The following is a 16,967-nucleotide window of genomic DNA, read 5'->3' on the forward strand; positions in this document are numbered from 1 at the left end:
TGGAGTGCAGCCATGGCCATCGAGGTCCGCATCCCCACCATCCTCCGCACCTACACCGACGGCGCCAAGGCCGTCGAAGGCAGCGGTACCACCCTGGGTGACCTCTTCGCCGACCTCGACGTGCGCCACCCCGGCATCCGCGAGCGCCTGGTCGACGCCGGTCAGCTCCGCCGCTTCGTCAACGTCTACCTCAACGACGAGGACGTCCGCTTCCTGGACGGCATCGACACCGCCGTCGCCGCCGGTGACAGCGTCACCATCCTCCCCGCCGTGGCCGGCGGGTCCGTCTGATGCGTTACGACGCCCCACTCGATGCCGTCGGCAACACCCCACTGGTCGGCCTGCCCCGGATCTCCGCCGGTATCCCCGGCAACGAGTCGGGCGTCGTACGCCTCTGGGCCAAGCTGGAGGACCGCAACCCGACCGGATCGATCAAGGACCGCCCGGCGCTCCACATGATCGAGCGGGCCGAGGCCGACGGACGGCTCACCCCCGGCTGCACCGTCCTCGAACCCACCAGCGGCAACACCGGCATCTCGCTGGCCATGGCGGCCAAGCTCAAGGGCTACCGCATGGTCTGCGTGATGCCCGAGAACACCAGCGAGGAGCGCCGCGAGCTGCTCCGGATGTGGGGCGCGGAGGTCATCTCCTCCCCGGCGGCGGGCGGCTCCAACACCGCCGTCCGGGTCGCCAAGGAACTCGCCGCCGAGCACCCCGACTGGGTGATGCTCTACCAGTACGGCAACCCCGACAACGCGGGTGCGCACTACGCCGGCACCGGCCCGGAGATCCTCACCGACCTGCCCACGGTCACCCACTTCGTGGCCGGACTCGGCACCACCGGCACGCTCATGGGCGTCGGCCGGTACCTGCGCGAGAAGGTCCCCGGCATCCGCGTCGTCGCCGCCGAACCGCGCTACGACGACGTGGTCTACGGGCTCCGCAACCTGGACGAGGGCTTCGTCCCCGAGCTGTACGACGGCTCGGTGCTGACCACCCGCTTCTCCGTCGGCTCGGCGGACGCGGTGCGGGGCACCCGCCAGCTGCTCCAGGAGGAGGGCATCTTCGCGGGCGTGTCGACCGGCGCCATCCTGCACGCCGCGATCGGCGTCGGGCGCAAGGCCGCGCAGGCGGGCGAGCGTGCCGACATCGTCTTCGTGGTCGCCGACGGCGGCTGGAAGTACCTCTCCACCGGCATCTACACCGCCGAGACCAACGAGCAGGCAGTCGAGGCCCTGCAGGGCCAGCTCTGGGCCTGACCGCCGCCCGGTTCCGCGCACCCCACCGGCCGTGTCCGGACGTCCCAGGAGCTCCGCCGCGCCCCGGCGCGGACGGCGCCACACCCTGGTGACTCCGTTCGCGGCCGGTTCTGTATCCGTTTTCTGACCCGAAACCGTCACAGAACGTCTACAAGGGACATTCCTCCGCTTTGCCCCGGCCGGCCTGGAAAAGGCTTGGGCAGTAGATCGACCGCGTCGCGGCTGGATCGGCGCCGGTCGCACCCCAGGTGGAGGAGGAGTTCGATGAGTCCTCGCAGTGGTGAGCTCTGGTCCTATGCGCAGATCGCGGCCCACATCGGTGTCCAGCCGGACACCGTGAAGTCGTACCGGAGGCAGGGCGTGCTGCCGGAGCCCGACGTGGTCACCGTCCTCGGCCAGCCGCGCTGGTACGAGGAGACCATCCGGGCCTGGAGCGCCCGCCGCCCGCGCAACCGCGACCGCTGACCCATCCGCACACCCGTACCGGGGGGTGCGCCACCGCGCCCCCCGTACTGGTGATTCCGACCACAACCGGCCCCGTGGACGGCTGCGAATCCACAGCGCCGCCTTACTCTCGACTCTCACGCAGTGAAGCGTGGAGCGTTACGAGCAGCAGGCGGAGGACGCGGCATGGACCTGACCGTGGTGGGAAGCTCGGGGAGCTTTCCGTCGGCCGACTCGCCCTGTTCCTGCTACCTCGTCCAGGCCGACGGCTTCCGGCTGGTGATAGACCTCGGCAACGGCGCGCTCGGCGCCCTCCAGCGCTACTGCGGCCTCTACGACGTGGACGCGGTGCTGCTCAGCCACCTGCACGCGGACCACTGCGTCGACATGTGCGCCTACTACGTGGCCCGCAACTACCGGGTCGAGGGCTGCCCCGATCCGCTGCCGGTCTACGGACCGCACGGGACGGCGGAGCGGCTGGCCCGCGCCTACGGCATGGACGAGCATCCGGGCATGAAGCAGGTGTTCGACTTCAACACCCTGGAGGACGGCGTCTTCCAGGTGGGGCCGTTCCGGATCACCGCCGCCCGGGTCGCCCACCCGGTCGAGGCCTTCGCCTTCCGGCTCGAACACGGCGGCCGGACCCTCGTCTACAGCGGCGACACCGGCCCCTGCCAGGAACTTGTGGACCTCGCCCAGGGGGCCGACCTGCTGCTCAGTGAGGCGGCCTTCACCCACGGCAAGGAGGAGATCCCGGACCTCCACCTGAACGGCCGTCAGGCCGGGGAGCACGCCGCCCTGGCCGGGGTCGGGCGGCTGGTGCTGACGCACATCCCGCCGTGGACCGACCCCGAGCGCAACCGCGCCGACGCGGCCGCGGTCTACCCGGGGCCGGTGGAACTGGCCAGGCCGGGCGCCGTCTACCCGGTCTGACCCGGCTCCCGACCCGGCGGACCGGGTACCGGGCTACTTGACGTTGGCCTGTTCCAGCTCCTCCGCGTCGTCCTCCCGGCCCGGTGTCTTCAGGTCGAACTTGGTGATCACGACGCGGAAGATCGTGTAGTAGACCACCGCGAACACCAGTCCGATCGGGATGATCAGCCACGGCTTGGTGGCCAGACTCCAGTTGATCACGTAGTCGATCAGCCCCGCCGAGAAGCTGAACCCGTCGTGCACCCCCAGCCACCAGGTGACCGCCATCGACACCCCGGTGAGCACCGCGTGGATCGCGTACAGCACCGGCGCGATGTAGAGGAACGAGTACTCGATCGGCTCGGTCACCCCGGTGACGAACGAGGTCAGCCCGACCGAGATCATCATCCCGGTCACCTCCTTGCGGCGGCTCGGCTTCGCGCAGTGGGCGATGGCCAGCGCCGCCGCCGGCAGCGCGAACATCATGATCGGGAAGAAGCCCGAGGTGAACTGACCCGCCGTCGGGTCGCCCGCGAGGAACCGGTTGATGTCGCCGTGGACCACCGTGCCGTCCGGTTCGGTGTAGTTCCCGAACTGGAACCAGAAGAACACGTTCAGGAACTGGTGCAGGCCGAAGACCAGCAGCGTCCGGTTGGCGATGCCGAAGATGCCGGAACCGGTTCCGCCCAGGCCGGTCAGGCCGTTGGCGAAGTGGTCCAGGCCGCGCCCGATCGGCGGCCAGATCCACAGGCAGAGCACCGCGAACAGCAGCGCCACCCCGGCCATGATGATCGGCACCAGCCGCCGCCCGTTGAAGAAGCCCAGCCAGTCGACCAGCTTCACCCGGTGGAAGCGCTGCCAGAAGTACGCGGACAGCAGCCCGATGATGATGCCGCCGAACACCCCGGGGTTCTGCACCGTCGGCGCGGCGATGGCCGAGAACGGTCCCGCGGTCGGCCCGGTCGCGCACACGCCCTGGTTCAGCACCGCCGGCGCGGTGCACTTGGCGAAGGTCTTCAGCACGTTGAAGTAGACGAGGAACCCGGCCACCGCCGCCAGGGCCGTGGAACCGTCCGCCTTCTTCGCCATGCCGATGGCCACGCCGACCGCGAACAGCAGCGGCAGGCCCAGCGACCCGTCGAGCAGCGCGCCGCCGGCGCCGCCGAAGACCTTCACCAGGTTCGACGGGAAGCCCCAGCTGGTGTGGATGTCCGGCTGGCCCAGCCGGTTGAGGATCCCGGCGGCAGGCAGCACCGCGATCGGCAGCTGCAGGCTGCGGCCCATCTTCTGCAGACCGCTGACCAGGCCCTGCCACCAAGGCGCTTGCGGAGCGACGGCGTTCGCCGAACTCATGGACTCTCCTCGTCGGGCTCGCTCAAGTAGGGACCTAAGTCCCGTATCGTCATCTTCGGCGAGGAAGGTGATCTATGCTCGCGAAGTTGCGCCAACCGTGCGTTACTTTGAAAAAGCGGACGAAACGGGAGTCACCTCCGCCTCCGCACCAGGGCGAGAACAGGAGCTGAAGACATGCCCACTAAGGCTGAGAAGATCGTCGCGGGCCTCGGCGGCATCGAGAACATCGAAGAGGTCGAGGGCTGCATCACCCGGCTGCGCACCGAGGTGATCGACCCCTCCAAGATCGACGAGGCCGCCCTGAAGGCCGCCGGAGCGCACGGCGTGGTCAAGATGGGCACCGCCATCCAGGTGGTCATCGGCACCGACGCCGACCCGATCGCCGCGGACATCGAAGACATGATGTGACCAGGTGAGCTGAACCGGCCCACCGGAGTCGCACAGGCTGCCCTTGCGAGGGGCACCCGACGGCCCGCGCCCCCTTCGACCGCGCCACCGGCCTCGACCGGCCGACCGGCCGCGGGGGACCCGGGCCGTCATCCGTCCCGCCCGCCAACGGCCCCGCCCCTCCCGGAAACCGGGGCCTTTCCCACCCGATAGGGTCGGAACCATGACACGCATCGACGGCCGTACCGAGGACCAGCTCCGCCCGATCACCATCGAACGGGGCTGGAGCAAGCACGCGGAGGGGTCAGTGCTGGTCTCCTTCGGCGACACCCGCGTGCTCTGCACCGCGAGCGTCACCGAGGGCGTGCCGCGCTGGCGCCGGGGCAGCGGTGAGGGCTGGGTCACCGGCGAGTACGCGATGCTGCCGCGCGCCACCAACACCCGCAACGACCGCGAGTCGGTCCGCGGCAAGATCGGCGGCCGCACCCACGAGATCAGCCGCCTGATCGGCCGCTCGCTGCGCGGCGTGGTCGACACCCGCGCCCTGTCCGAGAACACCATCGCCATCGACTGCGACGTGCTCCAGGCCGACGGCGGCACCCGTACGGCCGCGATCACCGGCGCGTACGTCGCCCTGGTCGACGCGGTGCGCTGGGCCCAGGCGAAGAAGATCACCCGCTCCAAGGCGGAGCCGATCATCGGCGCCGTCAGCGCGGTGAGCGTCGGCATCGTCGGCGGGGTGCCGATGCTCGACCTCTGCTACGAGGAGGACGTCCGCGCCGAGACCGACATGAACATCGTCTGCACCGGCGACGGCAAGTTCGTCGAGGTCCAGGGCACCGCCGAGGGCGCGCCCTTCGACCGCGCGCTGCTCGACCAACTGCTCGACCTTGGCCAGTTGGGCTGCGCCGAGCTGGACGAGATCCAGCGGAAGGTACTGGAGGGCTGAACGGCATGTCGACAGTCAGTGAGGGCAGCACCCGGCTGATTCTGGCCACCAGGAACGCCCACAAGGTGAGCGAGCTGCGGGCGATCCTCGGCGCCGCCGGCCTCGACGTCGAACTGGTCGGCGCGGACGCCTACCCCGAGGTTCCGGACGTTCGCGAGACCGGCGTCACCTTCGCCGAGAACGCCCTGCTCAAGGCGCATGCGCTGGCCCGGGCCACCGGCTTCCCGGCGGTCGCCGACGACTCCGGCCTGTCGGTGGACGTCCTCGGCGGGGCACCGGGGATCTTCTCCGCCCGCTGGGCCGGACGGCACGGCGACGACCAGGCCAACCTCGACCTGCTGCTCGCCCAGCTGGGCGATATCGCGCCACCGCACCGCGCCGCGCACTTCGCCTGCGCGGCGGCGCTGGCCCTCCCGGACGGCACCGAGCGGGTGGTCGAGGGCCAACTGCGGGGAACCCTGCGGTTCGAGCCCGTGGGCACGCACGGCTTCGGCTACGACCCGATCCTCCAGCCCGACGGCTACCAGGTCACCTGCGCCGAGCTGACCCCGGACCAGAAGAACGCCATCAGCCACCGCGGCCAGGCCTTCCGCGCCCTACTCCCACTACTCCGCGACCTCCTGGGCTGACCCGGAGCGCCCGACTGGTGTCGGCCGGCCCGACCCGCCTCCGGGGTGGGCCGCCCGACACCACGCTGGTGCGGCCGGAGGGACTCGAACCCTCACGGAATTTCTTCCACTGGCACCTAAAGCCAGCGAGGCTGCCAATTTCTCCACGGCCGCATACCGCAGCCTGAATGCTACCCGCTGGCGTTTGCCCGCGTCTTGTTCTTCCGGCTCCGTCGGTTGCCTGAGCACCAGGTTGCGGTCGTCGCGTGGCAGTTCGGGCAGAGGAAGCGGAGGTTCTCCAGACGGTTGTCGAGCCACTGCCCGTTGATGTGGTCGATCTGGAGCGTCAACGGGGCGTCCCGCCAGACCCCTGTGTTGGCGCACTCCACGCAGGCATACACGATGCCCTTCGCCTCCATGGCCCGTCGTAGGCGGGAGTGGCTGCTCCGAGCGCTGCCTGGCGGTTTGACCACGAGGACGCGGTCGGGATCGGGGGCGGCGGGCCTGGCCGCGCGGAGGTCGTTGGACCGACGTGTGAAATGACTGGTGTCGATTCCAGCCCGCTGGATCGCTCTGCGGACCCTTCGATGGTTCCCGGAATCGGTGGGCAGCCCGAGGCGACGCATGACTTCGGCGAAGCTGCTGGAACTGCGGGCATGAGTGGCGAGATCCTCGCTCGGCAGTTCCGGCCTGTCGCCGCGACGAGCGGTGGTCCCCAGCCGGACGCCGAGGTGGTCGAGCGCGGCCCGCAACTGCTTTCGGCTGGCGCTGTCCTCGCCGAGGCCGAGCCGTCGGGCGCAGTCGCGCACACTGGTGGACGACTCGGCGGCTGCCAGTATCTCCGCTCGGCTGATCGCCAGCTCGCCACTGGCCGCTGGCATGAGCGGGAAGTGGCTCAGGTCAAGGCCGAGCCGCTCGACCCGGACCCGTAGATGGCTCAGGGTGCCGCTGGCGGGGACCGCGCCGAGTTCGAGGGCTACCTGTCGCATGCTGGTGGCTCGGGTCACGGCTGTGGTGATGTCCGCGTCGGAGTAGCGGGTCCAGCCACTGGTCTGCTTGAAGTGGCTGGTGTCGATGCCGTACTCGGCCACGAGCCGCTGCAACTGCTTGCGCAGCCCGCCGCTGGTCGGGCGACCCAGTCGGCGCATGAGGTCGCTCCAGTCGCGCGACTCGGCGGCGGCCTCGCTGAGCAGGGGCTGGGTGTAGGTGGGGCGGGGCGTGGGCATTGGGGGCTCCCTGGGTGTGGCGCAGGGAGCGGAGGCGGGCGTGGGCTCGTCCGGTCCCTGGGGGTGGGGTGGGGGTGGACGAGTGTGCCGGGCGCCGGGGTGGCGGGTGGCCTCGTGGGGGTCAACGAGGGCTGGGCGCAGCGGTCACGGGTCGCTGGTGTGGCGTCGGTCACATGGGTTTAGCTCCGCGAAGCGTGTATGTGGTCGAGACCAATAGGACTAGGCCAGTTGCGGCGACAACCATCCTGACCTGGCTCTTCGTTGAACCTTAAAGAAACTTAAGTGACACGTTGCTGAATGGTGTCTTGACGCTGAGGGTTGGTCCAGGCCAATTTATGCAGCGAGCGGTTGGTTACTGAGGAGTCGTGTGGGGGCCTCGAATCAACTGCCGTAGCGGGACCGCAGGTTCAGTGACGGATGTTGTGGTTGCGGAGGCAGAGATGATCGAGAAGCCCGCACAGGGACAGGTCCGACGGTTCAGAAGGGAGCTGCTGGCGGTCTGTACCGCCGGGGTGCTCGGCATCGGCGGACTGATGGCGGTTGACGGTCCGGCCCAGGCCGACAGCACCCAGCTGCTGGTCAACCCCGGTTTTGAGAGCGGGAACCTGAGCGGCTGGAGCTGCTCCCCGCTGGACACCGTGGTGACCGGCCCGGTCGCCTCCGGCTCCTACGCGCTGTCGGCCACGCCCGCCGGGCAGGACGACGCGCAGTGCACCCAGACGGTGGCGGTCGTGCCCAACTCGACCTACACCCTGACCGGTCAGGTCCAGGGCGACTACGTCTACCTCGGCGCCACCGGCACCGGCGTGACCGCGTCCAACTGGACTCCCAACGCCACCAGTTGGACCAACCTCTCGACCAGCTTCAGCACCGGCGCGACCACCACCTCGGTTCAGGTGTACGTCCACGGCTGGTACGGCGAGGGCACCTTCGAAGCGGACAACCTGTCACTGAGCGGCCCGGCCCCGGCCGGTGGCGGCCCCTCCAGCAGCCCGAGCGCCAGTGCCAGCGCCAGTGCCAGCCCGACCCCCACGGCCAGCGCCACCCCCACCGGCAGCGCCAGCCCGAGCGCCAGTGCGACCCCCACCGCCAGCGCCAGTGCCACCTCCACCCCCAGCAGCCCGCCGCCGAGCACCGGGTTCACGCACCCGGTCTACCTGATGCCGCTGGACAACTCCCCGCAGGCCGTCTCGGACATCCTGGCCAACTCCGGCGAGAACCAGTTCCTGCTCGCCTTCGTGCTCGACTCCGGCAACTGCACCCCGGCCTGGGGCGGCGACGCCACCACGCCGGTGTCCACGGACACCACCGTGCTCGCCGACGTCAACGCGATCCGCGCGGCCGGCGGTGACGTCAGCGTCTCCTTCGGTGGCTACAACGGCACCGAGCTGGGCAGCGACTGCGGCAGCTCGGCCGCGCTGGCGGCGGCGTACCAGCAGGTCATCACCAAGTACAAGCTGACCAGGATCGACCTGGACTGGGAGAACGGCAGCCTGGACGCCAACATGGCGGTGCGCTGGGGCGCGATCAAGCTGCTGGAGGCGGAGGACCCCGCCCTCCAGGTCTCGCTGACCATCCCGATGACCACGGTCGGCCTGCCGGACACCGGCAGGGACGAGATCCAGCAGGCGATCAACGACGGCGCCCGGATCGACCGGATCAACATCATGGACTTCGACTTCGGCCTGGACAGCGGCACCGAGACGGCCGCCGCCGAGGGCGTCGCCAACGACGTGGTGGCGCAGCTGGAGACGCTGTACGGCTGGAACGCGGCCACCGCCTGGGCGCACCTGGGCGTGCAGCTGATGAACGGCCACACCGACCAGCCGAGCGAGCTGTTCACCCAGTCCACCTTCACCGACCTGCTCGGCTTCGTCCAGGCCAACCACGCGGCCCAGTTCTCCTACTGGGACATCAACCGGGACCGGGCCTGCGACCCGTCGGTGGTGCACTACTGGGCCGACGGGGCGTGCAGCAGCGTGACCCAGAACCCGTACGACTTCACCAAGATCATCACCCAGTTCAACGGCTGACCCCACGCCGTACCCCCACAGTCGTACCTCCCCGAGTCGGCCGCGCCCCCACGGCGGCCACCCCCACAGACCCACCCGCGCCGGGTGGCGGTCGGCAATCCCCCACTTGCCCGCCGTGCTCACAACTCCCCGGCGCGGGTGACGCAACACCCCCCCCACAGAGATCAAGAGGAGTTCTCGCATGCCAGAGCGTTCCCTTCCCGCCCGCCGGAGCCCGGAGCGGAGGCTGAAGCGCAGCACCGCCCTGGCCACCGCCACGGTGCTGTTCGCCGGTACCGCAGTTCTCGCCTCCAGCATCTCGACGGCCCAGGCCGCCACCGCGAACCTCGTGGTCAATGGTGGTTTCGAGGCCGGAAATCTGAGTAGCTGGACGTGTTCGACGCTGGACAGCGTGGTCACCACGCCGGTGCACAGCGGGTCCTACGCACTTGACGGCGCGGTGTCGTCGGGCGACGACGCGCAGTGCGCGCAGACCGTGACGGTGCTGCCGAACACGACCTACAGCCTGTCGGCCTACGTCGAGGGCAACTACGTCTACCTGGGCGCCACCGGTACCGGGGTGACCGCGAGCACCTGGACCCCCAGCGCGTCCTCCTGGTCCCAGCTGACGACCAGCTTCACCACGGGTGCGTCCACCACCTCCGTGCAGCTGTACACCCACGGCTGGTACGGCGAGGGTTCCTACTACGCGGACGACGTGACGCTGAGCGGCCCGGGCGGTACCTCCAGCAGCAGCCCGAGCGCGTCCGCCTCGGCCTCGGCGTCCGCCTCCGCGTCGCCGTCGTCCTCGGCCTCCTCCTCGCCGTCGTCCTCGCCGTCGTCCTCGGCGAGTTCCTCGCCGTCCGCGTCCGCGTCGGCCTCCGCGTCGCCGTCGTCCTCGGCGTCGGCCAGCGCCTCGCCGAGCGCCTCCGCGACCAGCACCAGCGGCACCGGCACCGCCCCGACCGGTGACGGCCTGGTGACCACGCCGACCAACGTCACGGCGAAGGTCACCAACACCGCGGTGACCCTGTCCTGGACCGGTTCCACCGACAGCTCGCAGACCGGTGACGCCCCGGCGTACTACGTGTACTCGGGCGCCAACCTGATGGCGACCTCGATGGGCGACACGGTCACCGTCAGCTCGCTGCTGCCCAACACCAGCTACACCTTCACGGTGCAGGGCTACGACAAGGACGGCCACTCCTCGGCCGAGTCCACGCCGGTCAGCGCGACCACGGCGGCCGCGGCCACCGGTCCGATGAAGTCCGCGTACTTCGACCAGTGGGGCATCTACGGAAACGCCTACTACCCGAAGAACGTCGCCCAGTCGGGCGCGGCCTCCGGTCTGAAGGTCATCACCTACGCGTTCGAGAACATCGACCCGACCTCGCACACCTGCTTCGAGGCGGTCAAGGCCAGCGACTCGACCAACGAGTCGGACCCGAACGCCGGTGACGGCGCGGGTGACGCGTTCGCCGACTACCAGAAGTCCTACACCAGCGACATCAGTGTCGACGGCAGCTCGGACGCCTGGTCGCAGCCGATCAAGGGCAACTTCAACCAGCTGCGCGAGCTCAAGGCGAAGTACCCGAACCTGCGGATCGTGCTGTCGATCGGCGGCTGGACCTACTCCAAGTACTTCTCCGACGCGGCCGCCACCCAGGCCTCGCGCCAGGCGTTCGTCTCCTCCTGCATCAACATGTTCATCAAGGGCAACCTGCCGACCGGCATCAGTGGTGACGCCTCCGGCGGCACCGCCTCGGCGGCGGGCCTGTTCGACGGCATCGACATCGACTGGGAGTACCCGGCGTCGCCCGACGGCCACACCGGCAACGACTACTCGGCCGCCGACACCGCCAACTACACCGCCCTGCTCGGCGAGTTCCGCAGCGAGCTGGACGCCTACGGCAACAGCATCGGCAAGCACTACCTGCTGACCGCCGCACTGCCCAGCGGCCAGGACAAGATCGCCGCCATCCAGCCCGCCGCCATCTCGCAGTACCTGGACTACGGCGACATCATGACCTACGACATGCACGGCGCGTGGGAGACCGACGGTCCGACGGACTTCCAGGACCCGCTGCACAACTCGCCGAGCGACCCGAGCCCGGTCGTCGCGCCCGGCAAGGAGCAGTACAACATCGACGAGACGATCAAGGCGTACACCACGGGTGACTCCCAGTACGGGATCACCGGCGGCTTCCCGGCGAGCAAGCTGGTGCTGGGCGTGCCGTTCTACTTCCGCGGCTGGTCGGGGGTGACCGCGGGCAGCAACTACGGCCTGTACGAGCCGGCGACCGGCGCCAGCCCGGTGCAGACGTACACCCAGGAGGCGGGCATCGCCGACTGGAAGGAACTGGTGGCGCAGGGGCTGACCACCGGGTCGACGGTGCACTGGGACCCGACCACCGACAGCTCCTGGATCTACAGCAACGGTGCCTTCTACACCGGTGACACCCCGCAGGCGATCACCGCGCGCGGCGCCTACGCCACCACGAACAAGCTGGGCGGCATCTTCGCCTACTCGTTCGAGGGTGACGACAGCTCCAGCACGCTGATCAACACGCTGGTCAGCTCCATGCCGTAAGGCGGGACCAGCGGGACCGGCAGGATCCACAGCACGTTGAGGGCGGCGCACCGACCGGTGCGCCGCCCTCGGCGCGTCCGCCGGTCAGAGTGTGACCGACAGGTCCCGGATCAGCTTGGCGACGTGTCCGGTCGCCTTGACGTTGTAGAACGCGTGCTCGATCCTGCCCTGCTCGTCGACGACCACGGTCGAGCGGATCACCCCGGTCACCGTCTTCCCGTACAGGCTCTTCTCGCCGAACGCGCCGTACGCGGTCAGCACCTCCTTGTCCGGGTCGGCCAGCAGGGTCACCCGCAGGTCCTCCTTCTCCCGGAACTTGGCCAGCTTCTCCGGCTTGTCCGGGGAGATGCCCAGCACGTCGTACCCGGCCCCGGCCAGCGCGTCCAGGTTGTCGGTGAAGTCGCACGCCTGCTTGGTGCAGCCGGGTGTCAGTGCGGCGGGGTAGAAGTAGACGATGACCTTGCGGCCCAGGTGGTCGGCGAGGGACACCTGCTTGCCGTCCGCGTCGGGCAGGGAGAAGGCCGGGGCGGTGTCGCCGGGCTTCAGTCGCTCACTCATGCTTCGTGCTCCTGGATGGCTCAGTGATGGGAGGTCGCGCAGACAGAACGTACTCCGAAGGCGGGTGCCGCTGCGCGTGGCGGCCCGTCACCTGACAAACTGTCCGAGAGCATCGGTTCGGCGACGGAGGGAAGGTGCCTCGTGGGCGAGGTCAGCACGAGGGGTAAGGACGGCAAGGACGTCCGCAGCGCAGCCCAGATCGAGGCGGACATCGTCCGGACCCGGCAGCAGCTGGCGGCGACGCTGGACGAGCTGGCCGTGGCGGTGCACCCGTCGACCATCATCGGCTCGGCCAAGGCGCAGGCCAAGGCCGTGGTGGAGCAGAAGGCCGGAAACGCCTTCGTCGCGGTGAACCGGGGCGTCGAGCAGGTCAGGGCGCAGTTCGTGGACGAGAAGGGCAATCCCCGCAAGGAGCGGATCATCCCGGTCGCGGTGGCGGGCACGGCGCTGGTGGTCGGGATCGTGCTGCTGCGCCGCCGCAAGTAGCCGCCACGGACAACCACTGCGGGTGACCGCCGCGATCGACCGCCGGGGGTGACCGTCGGGCGGTGGACGGTCGGGATTCGGTCGCCGATCCCGGTCGGGGACTGCCGCGCGCGCTGTCCGGTGTACCTTCCAGGGGTGAACGATTCCACCGAACGTGGCTTCCCCCTGGGCGAGAAACTGCCGATCAGGATGCTGCACGACCGGGTGCTGGTTCGCCCGGAGGGCCCTGAGGGCGACCGGCGCACCAACGGCGGCATCCTGATCCCGGACACCGCCGAGCTCTCGCGGCGCTGCATCTGGGCCGAGGTGGTCGCCGTCGGCCAGAACGTCCGCAGCATCGAGGCGGGCGACCGGGTGCTGTACGAACCCGAGGACCGGTCCGAGGTCGAGGTGCGCGGCGTGCTGTACGTACTGCTGCGCGAGCGCGACGTGCACGCCGTGGCGTCCGAACGGGTCGGCGACGGTTCCGGCAGCACCGGGCTCTACCTCTGAGCGCTCCGGAACCCACGGGGCGGCGGCAACCCGTGGGGGAGCGGGTGGAACGGGCCCGGGCGTGGCGCTGGTGGGTGCTGCTGGTGTGGGCGCTGTCACGGCTGGTACTGGTGGCCGGATCGCTGAAGGTGGGCCCGTTCGCGGCCCCCGGCGGCCTGGACTACTCGGTCGCCGACGTCTACCACCCGTGGTTCGAGGTGCTCCGCACCGGTGTCTTCCCGGCCCACGACGTCAGCTGGCAGTACCCGCCCGGCGCGGCGGGGCTGATGCTGTGGCCCGCGCTGGTGCCGTTCACCGACTACGGCCACGCCTTCATCACCCTGTGCGCGCTGTGCGACGCGGCGGTGATGGCGATGCTCTACCGCCGCGCGACCCGCGGCGGCGCGCGGCGCCCCGGTGGCGCGGGCAGCCTGGCGGGCTGCTGGGTCTGGACGCTGGGCCTGCCGCTGCTGTGGACCACCCCGTGGAACCGCTTCGACGTGATGGTGACCGCGCTGGCGGTGGCCGCGCTGCTGGCCGCGTCCTGGCGCGGGGTGCGCGGCGACGCGCTGTTCGGGGTACTGGTGGGGCTGGGGGTGCTGATCAAGGTCTGGCCGGTGCTGCTGCTGGTGGGCACGGCCCGCGGGCGGCGCTCCCGGGTGGCCTGGGCGGCGGCCGGGGCGACCGTGGCGCTGGGCGCGGTGCTGTTCGCGGCGACCATGCCGGGCGCGTTCGACTTCCTCACCGCGCAACGGGACCGGGGCATCGAGTTCGAGTCGCTGCCCGCGCTGCCCTTCCAACTGGCCCGGCACCTGGGCTGGTCCGGCCGGATCGGGGTGCACGAGGGCTCGACCGAGTTCCTGGGGCCCTGGGTGCGGCCGGTCGCCGACCTGAGCGAGGTGCTGTCGGCGGCGGCGCTGGGCTGGCTGCTGTGGTGGCGCGCCCGCGCGGACCGCGGTGCGGACCGGGTGCTGCCGGACGCGGCCTTCACGGCGGTGCTGCTGTTCGTGGTCACCAGCCGGGTGCTGAGCCCGCAGTACCTGGTGTGGCTGGTCGGGCTGGCGGCGGTGTGCCTGCTGCGCCCGGCGAGCTCGCAGCGGCCGGTGGCGGTGCTGGTGCTGCTGGCCTGCCCGCTGACCATGGCGATCTTCCCGTTCCTGGGGCGGGCGCTGGTGCACGGCTCGGTGCTGCCCACGGTCCTGCTGACGCTGCGCGACCTGCTGCTGCTGGCCGCCGCGCTGCTGTCGGCGCGGCGGCTGCCGCGGGCGGCGCCCCGTCGCGACGCCGCCCCCGAGCCCGTCCCGGCGCTCGCCGGGGTCACCGTGGCGGAGCGGATCCCGCGGCGTTCGCCGGGGGGAGCGCCGAGTCGGCGGGCTGACTTGGCTGGACCGGGACGGCGGGGGTGACCGGCGTGGTCGGCGCCGACGGGGTCCGCGCCGGGGCGGACGGCGGGACGCTGCTGCTCGCCGGTGCGCTGGGGGTTTTCGACGGCGCGGCCGGTGCGGACGGCGTGGTGGAGGCGCTGGGGGTGCTCGACGGGGGCGCCGAGGAGGGGATGACCGGGGCCACCGGAGTGGTCGCGGCGCCGCTCAGGTCGAAGGACGCGACCGGCTGGCTGCTGAGCGCCGAGGACATGTAGGTCGTCCAGATCTGGGTCGGGAAGGCCCCGCCGTTGACCCGGCTGACACCGGTGGCCTGGCTCAGCGGGATCCGCGCGTGGGTCTTCGGGTCCTCCGCGAACAGGCCGACCGAGGTGGCCAGCTGCGGGGTGTAGCCGATGAACCAGGCCGAGTTGTTGCTGTCGGTGGTGCCGGTCTTGCCCGCCGCCGGGCGGTCCAGGCCGAGGGCCAGGGCGCCGGTGCCGCTGGGGCTGACCACGCCCTCCAGGACCGAGGTGACGGTGTCGGCGGTGTCCCGGCTGAAGGCGGTGGTGGCCTTGTGCGCGGGCAGCGTCGTCGGTCGGCCCTCGTGGCTGAGCGCCTGCACCGACCAGGGGGTGATCTGCTGCCCGTGGTCGGCGAAGGTGGCGTACGCGCCCGCCATCTGGATCGCGTTCGGGGTGGCCACGCCGAGCGCGATGGACGGGTCGGAGGCGTTCATGCTGGGGGTGTCGGGCGGCAGCCCGGCGGCGACGGCGGCGTTGCGGACGTTGGCCAGGCCCACGTCGGCGGCCTCCTGCGCGTAGACGCTGTTGACCGACTTCATCATGGCGTAGCGCAGGCTGATGTCCCCGTAGTCGAAGTCGTCCTCGTTCGGCGGCGCGTAGGACTGGCCCTTCGGCAGGCCCTGGACCGGACGTCCGCTGGTGCCGTCGTAGACGGTGCCGGGGGTGATCGGCACGCCGTCCTGGGTGGTGGCGTGGTCCTGCAGAGCGGCGGCCAGGTCGAAGGCCTTGAAGGTGGAGCCGACCTGGATGTCGGTCCGGGTGGCGTCGTTGTACTCCTGGGTGGCGTAGTCCGGGCCGCCGTACGCGGCGACCAGCTTGCCGGTGGTCGGGTCGACCGAGCCCGCCGCCGCGCGGACGTCCTTGGCCTTGGCGGTGTTCGGCAGCTGACTGGTGAGCTCGCTCCTGACGGCCGAGGCCAGGGCGTCCTGGTCGCTCTTGACGAAGGTGGTGGTGATCCGCCAGCCGCCGGCCGCGAGCGAGGCCTGGTCGACGATGTCGTTGTCGTTGAGGTACTGGTTCGCGATGTCGATCAGGTAGCCGGCCTGCCCGCCGACGCCGTCGATCGGGCGGGGCTGCTTGACCGCCGGGAAGGTCTCGGCGGCGCGTTCGGCGGGGGTGAGCCAGCCGAGCTTCTGCATGCCGTCCAGGACGTAGTTCCAGCGCGCGACGGCGGCGGCCTTCCCGTCCGCGGTGGCGGTGTCCACGTCGTAGGCGCTGGGGGCCTGGAGCAGCGCGGCCAGGTAGGCGGACTGGGGGACGTTCAGCTGCGAGGCGTTGATCCCGTAGTACGCCTGGGCGGCGGCCTGGATGCCGTAGGCGCCGCGGCCGAAGTAACTGGTGTTGAGGTACCCGGCCATGATGGTGTCCTTACTCTCGGTCTGGTCGACCTTGAGCGAGATGAAGAACTCCTTCGCCTTGCGGGCGAGGTTCTGGTCCTGGTTCAGGTAGTAGTTCTTCACGTACTGCTGGGTGATGGTCGAGCCGCCCTGCAGGCCGCGGCCGCTGGCCGTGTACCAGGCGGCGCGGGTCATGCCGGTGACGCTGACGCCGCGGTTGGTGTAGAAGGTGCGGTCCTCGGCGGAGACGGCCGCGTGCTGCATGGTGAGCGCGATCTCGTCGATGGGCACCGAGACCCGGTTGACCTCGCCGGTCTGGCCGATCTCGGTCTTGTTGTCGGAGTAGTAGTAGATGTTGCTCTGCGCGGTCGCGGCGGCGTTGGCGTCGGGGACCCGGACCACGGTGTACATGACCACGAAGGCGCCGATCCCGAGCAGCAGCACGGTCAGTACGCCGCCGAGGGTCATCCGCCAGGTCGGGACGCAGCGGCGCCACCAGGGCTTGGCCCGGCGGGCGGCCTTGCGGGACCGCTTCCTGGCGCGTCGGCGTTCGCGGCGACCGGCGCCGGTGCCGCCGTCGGCGCGGTCCTCCGCCGAGAGGGCGTCCAGGGGCTGGCGAGGGCCGTCCGGGCCGTCCGGGTCGCCGTCGGCTGGTCCCCAGCCCGGTCCCTGTGGTCCTTGGGTCATTGCGCACTGCTCCTCGGGCCGG

16 protein-coding genes and 1 tRNA gene are annotated in these 16,967 nt (G+C 70.6%); 12 read left to right on the forward strand and 5 right to left on the reverse strand.

Translation table 11 applies throughout. The annotated features are described in order from the left end of the window. Positions 1 to 12: 12 nt before the first annotated feature. From GXP74_RS06450 to GXP74_RS06465, 4 genes are all read left to right on the forward strand, one after another. Positions 13 to 291: a MoaD/ThiS family protein gene (locus GXP74_RS06450; RefSeq protein ID WP_182450439.1), complete on the forward strand. Its 279-nt coding sequence runs from the start codon at positions 13 to 15 to the stop codon at positions 289 to 291. Further along, positions 291 to 1,259 (forward strand): PLP-dependent cysteine synthase family protein, encoded by a 969-nt coding sequence (locus GXP74_RS06455; RefSeq protein WP_182450440.1) that lies wholly within the window; start codon positions 291 to 293, stop codon positions 1,257 to 1,259. Before GXP74_RS06450 ends, GXP74_RS06455 begins: the two co-directional genes overlap by 1 nt. A gap of 264 nt (positions 1,260 to 1,523) precedes the next feature. Beyond that, the gene (locus GXP74_RS06460; protein WP_182450441.1) at positions 1,524 to 1,724 is read left to right on the forward strand and encodes a MarR family transcriptional regulator; all 201 of its coding nucleotides are present in this window, start codon (positions 1,524 to 1,526) and stop codon (positions 1,722 to 1,724) included. Positions 1,725 to 1,889: 165 nt separating this feature from the next. Continuing rightward, on the forward strand, positions 1,890 to 2,636 hold the full coding sequence (locus GXP74_RS06465; RefSeq protein WP_182450442.1) for an MBL fold metallo-hydrolase: 747 nt from the start codon (positions 1,890 to 1,892) through the stop codon (positions 2,634 to 2,636). Positions 2,637 to 2,669: 33 nt separating this feature from the next. Here the strand turns inward: GXP74_RS06465 and GXP74_RS06470 are convergent, their stop codons facing one another. Next, positions 2,670 to 3,968, reverse strand: coding sequence for a PTS transporter subunit EIIC (locus GXP74_RS06470; protein ID WP_182450443.1), 1,299 nt, complete (start codon positions 3,966 to 3,968; stop codon positions 2,670 to 2,672). A 174-nt stretch (positions 3,969 to 4,142) separates the two neighbouring features. Here GXP74_RS06470 and GXP74_RS06475 point away from each other — a divergent pair, with 174 nt between their 5' ends. The 3 genes from GXP74_RS06475 to rdgB all read left to right on the forward strand — a co-directional run bounded on the left by GXP74_RS06475 (position 4,143) and on the right by rdgB (position 5,933). Continuing rightward, entirely contained in the window at positions 4,143 to 4,376 is a 234-nt protein-coding gene (locus tag GXP74_RS06475) for a glucose PTS transporter subunit EIIB (RefSeq protein WP_182450444.1), read from the forward strand. A gap of 202 nt (positions 4,377 to 4,578) precedes the next feature. After that, on the forward strand, positions 4,579 to 5,304 hold the full coding sequence (rph, locus tag GXP74_RS06480; RefSeq protein WP_182450445.1) for a ribonuclease PH: 726 nt from the start codon (positions 4,579 to 4,581) through the stop codon (positions 5,302 to 5,304). A 5-nt stretch (positions 5,305 to 5,309) separates the two neighbouring features. Next, complete coding sequence (rdgB, locus tag GXP74_RS06485) at positions 5,310 to 5,933, forward strand: RdgB/HAM1 family non-canonical purine NTP pyrophosphatase (RefSeq protein WP_182450446.1); 624 nt, start codon at positions 5,310 to 5,312, stop codon at positions 5,931 to 5,933. A gap of 66 nt (positions 5,934 to 5,999) precedes the next feature. Here the strand turns inward: rdgB and GXP74_RS06490 are convergent. Next, positions 6,000 to 6,086 (reverse strand) — tRNA-Leu (locus tag GXP74_RS06490). A gap of 17 nt (positions 6,087 to 6,103) precedes the next feature. Further along, positions 6,104 to 7,138, reverse strand: coding sequence for an HNH endonuclease signature motif containing protein (locus GXP74_RS06495; RefSeq protein WP_182450447.1), 1,035 nt, complete (start codon positions 7,136 to 7,138; stop codon positions 6,104 to 6,106). Positions 7,139 to 7,578: 440 nt separating this feature from the next. On the opposite strand from GXP74_RS06495, the gene GXP74_RS06500 reads away from it, so the two are divergent. Next, complete coding sequence (locus tag GXP74_RS06500; RefSeq protein ID WP_182450448.1) at positions 7,579 to 9,171, forward strand: carbohydrate binding domain-containing protein; 1,593 nt, start codon at positions 7,579 to 7,581, stop codon at positions 9,169 to 9,171. Positions 9,172 to 9,352: 181 nt separating this feature from the next. Beyond that, positions 9,353 to 11,740, forward strand: coding sequence for a glycosyl hydrolase family 18 protein (locus tag GXP74_RS06505; RefSeq protein WP_182450449.1), 2,388 nt, complete (start codon positions 9,353 to 9,355; stop codon positions 11,738 to 11,740). Between the two features lie 84 nt (positions 11,741 to 11,824). Here the strand turns inward: GXP74_RS06505 and bcp are convergent, their stop codons facing one another. Continuing rightward, positions 11,825 to 12,298 carry a thioredoxin-dependent thiol peroxidase gene (gene bcp, locus GXP74_RS06510; protein WP_182450450.1) on the reverse strand — a complete coding sequence of 158 codons (474 nt, stop codon included), beginning with the start codon at positions 12,296 to 12,298 and terminating at the stop codon, positions 11,825 to 11,827. 141 nt (positions 12,299 to 12,439) lie between these two features. On the opposite strand from bcp, the gene GXP74_RS06515 reads away from it, so the two are divergent. The 3 genes from GXP74_RS06515 (at position 12,440) to GXP74_RS06525 (ending at position 14,661) form a co-directional block, all read left to right on the forward strand. Further along, positions 12,440 to 12,784 (forward strand): DUF3618 domain-containing protein, encoded by a 345-nt coding sequence (locus tag GXP74_RS06515; RefSeq protein ID WP_182450451.1) that lies wholly within the window; start codon positions 12,440 to 12,442, stop codon positions 12,782 to 12,784. Positions 12,785 to 12,973: 189 nt separating this feature from the next. Next, positions 12,974 to 13,276 (forward strand): co-chaperone GroES, encoded by a 303-nt coding sequence (locus GXP74_RS06520; RefSeq protein ID WP_182456201.1) that lies wholly within the window; start codon positions 12,974 to 12,976, stop codon positions 13,274 to 13,276. Between the two features lie 32 nt (positions 13,277 to 13,308). Beyond that, a complete protein-coding gene (locus GXP74_RS06525; RefSeq protein ID WP_225447752.1) occupies positions 13,309 to 14,661 on the forward strand; it encodes a glycosyltransferase family 87 protein in 1,353 nt (450 codons plus the stop codon). Here the strand turns inward: GXP74_RS06525 and GXP74_RS06530 are convergent. Beyond that, positions 14,573 to 16,945, reverse strand: coding sequence for a transglycosylase domain-containing protein (locus GXP74_RS06530; protein WP_182450453.1), 2,373 nt, complete (start codon positions 16,943 to 16,945; stop codon positions 14,573 to 14,575). The genes GXP74_RS06525 and GXP74_RS06530 overlap by 89 nt on opposite strands. Positions 16,946 to 16,967 lie beyond the last annotated feature (22 nt).

Source organism: Streptacidiphilus sp. P02-A3a (assembly GCF_014084105.1).
GTDB lineage: Bacteria > Actinomycetota > Actinomycetes > Streptomycetales > Streptomycetaceae > Streptacidiphilus.

Coding starts and splice junctions, on each gene's coding strand:
- GXP74_RS06450 (WP_182450439.1), top strand. CDS start 13: ATGGCCATCGAGGTCCGCATCCCCACCATCCTCCGCACCTACACCGAC.
- GXP74_RS06455 (WP_182450440.1), top strand. CDS start 291: ATGCGTTACGACGCCCCACTCGATGCCGTCGGCAACACCCCACTGGTC.
- GXP74_RS06460 (WP_182450441.1), top strand. CDS start 1,524: ATGAGTCCTCGCAGTGGTGAGCTCTGGTCCTATGCGCAGATCGCGGCC.
- GXP74_RS06465 (WP_182450442.1), top strand. CDS start 1,890: ATGGACCTGACCGTGGTGGGAAGCTCGGGGAGCTTTCCGTCGGCCGAC.
- GXP74_RS06470 (WP_182450443.1), bottom strand. CDS start 3,968: ATGAGTTCGGCGAACGCCGTCGCTCCGCAAGCGCCTTGGTGGCAGGGC.
- GXP74_RS06475 (WP_182450444.1), top strand. CDS start 4,143: ATGCCCACTAAGGCTGAGAAGATCGTCGCGGGCCTCGGCGGCATCGAG.
- rph (WP_182450445.1), top strand. CDS start 4,579: ATGACACGCATCGACGGCCGTACCGAGGACCAGCTCCGCCCGATCACC.
- rdgB (WP_182450446.1), top strand. CDS start 5,310: ATGTCGACAGTCAGTGAGGGCAGCACCCGGCTGATTCTGGCCACCAGG.
- GXP74_RS06495 (WP_182450447.1), bottom strand. CDS start 7,138: ATGCCCACGCCCCGCCCCACCTACACCCAGCCCCTGCTCAGCGAGGCC.
- GXP74_RS06500 (WP_182450448.1), top strand. CDS start 7,579: ATGATCGAGAAGCCCGCACAGGGACAGGTCCGACGGTTCAGAAGGGAG.
- GXP74_RS06505 (WP_182450449.1), top strand. CDS start 9,353: ATGCCAGAGCGTTCCCTTCCCGCCCGCCGGAGCCCGGAGCGGAGGCTG.
- bcp (WP_182450450.1), bottom strand. CDS start 12,298: ATGAGTGAGCGACTGAAGCCCGGCGACACCGCCCCGGCCTTCTCCCTG.
- GXP74_RS06520 (WP_182456201.1), top strand. CDS start 12,974: ATGCTGCACGACCGGGTGCTGGTTCGCCCGGAGGGCCCTGAGGGCGAC.
- GXP74_RS06530 (WP_182450453.1), bottom strand. CDS start 16,945: ATGACCCAAGGACCACAGGGACCGGGCTGGGGACCAGCCGACGGCGAC.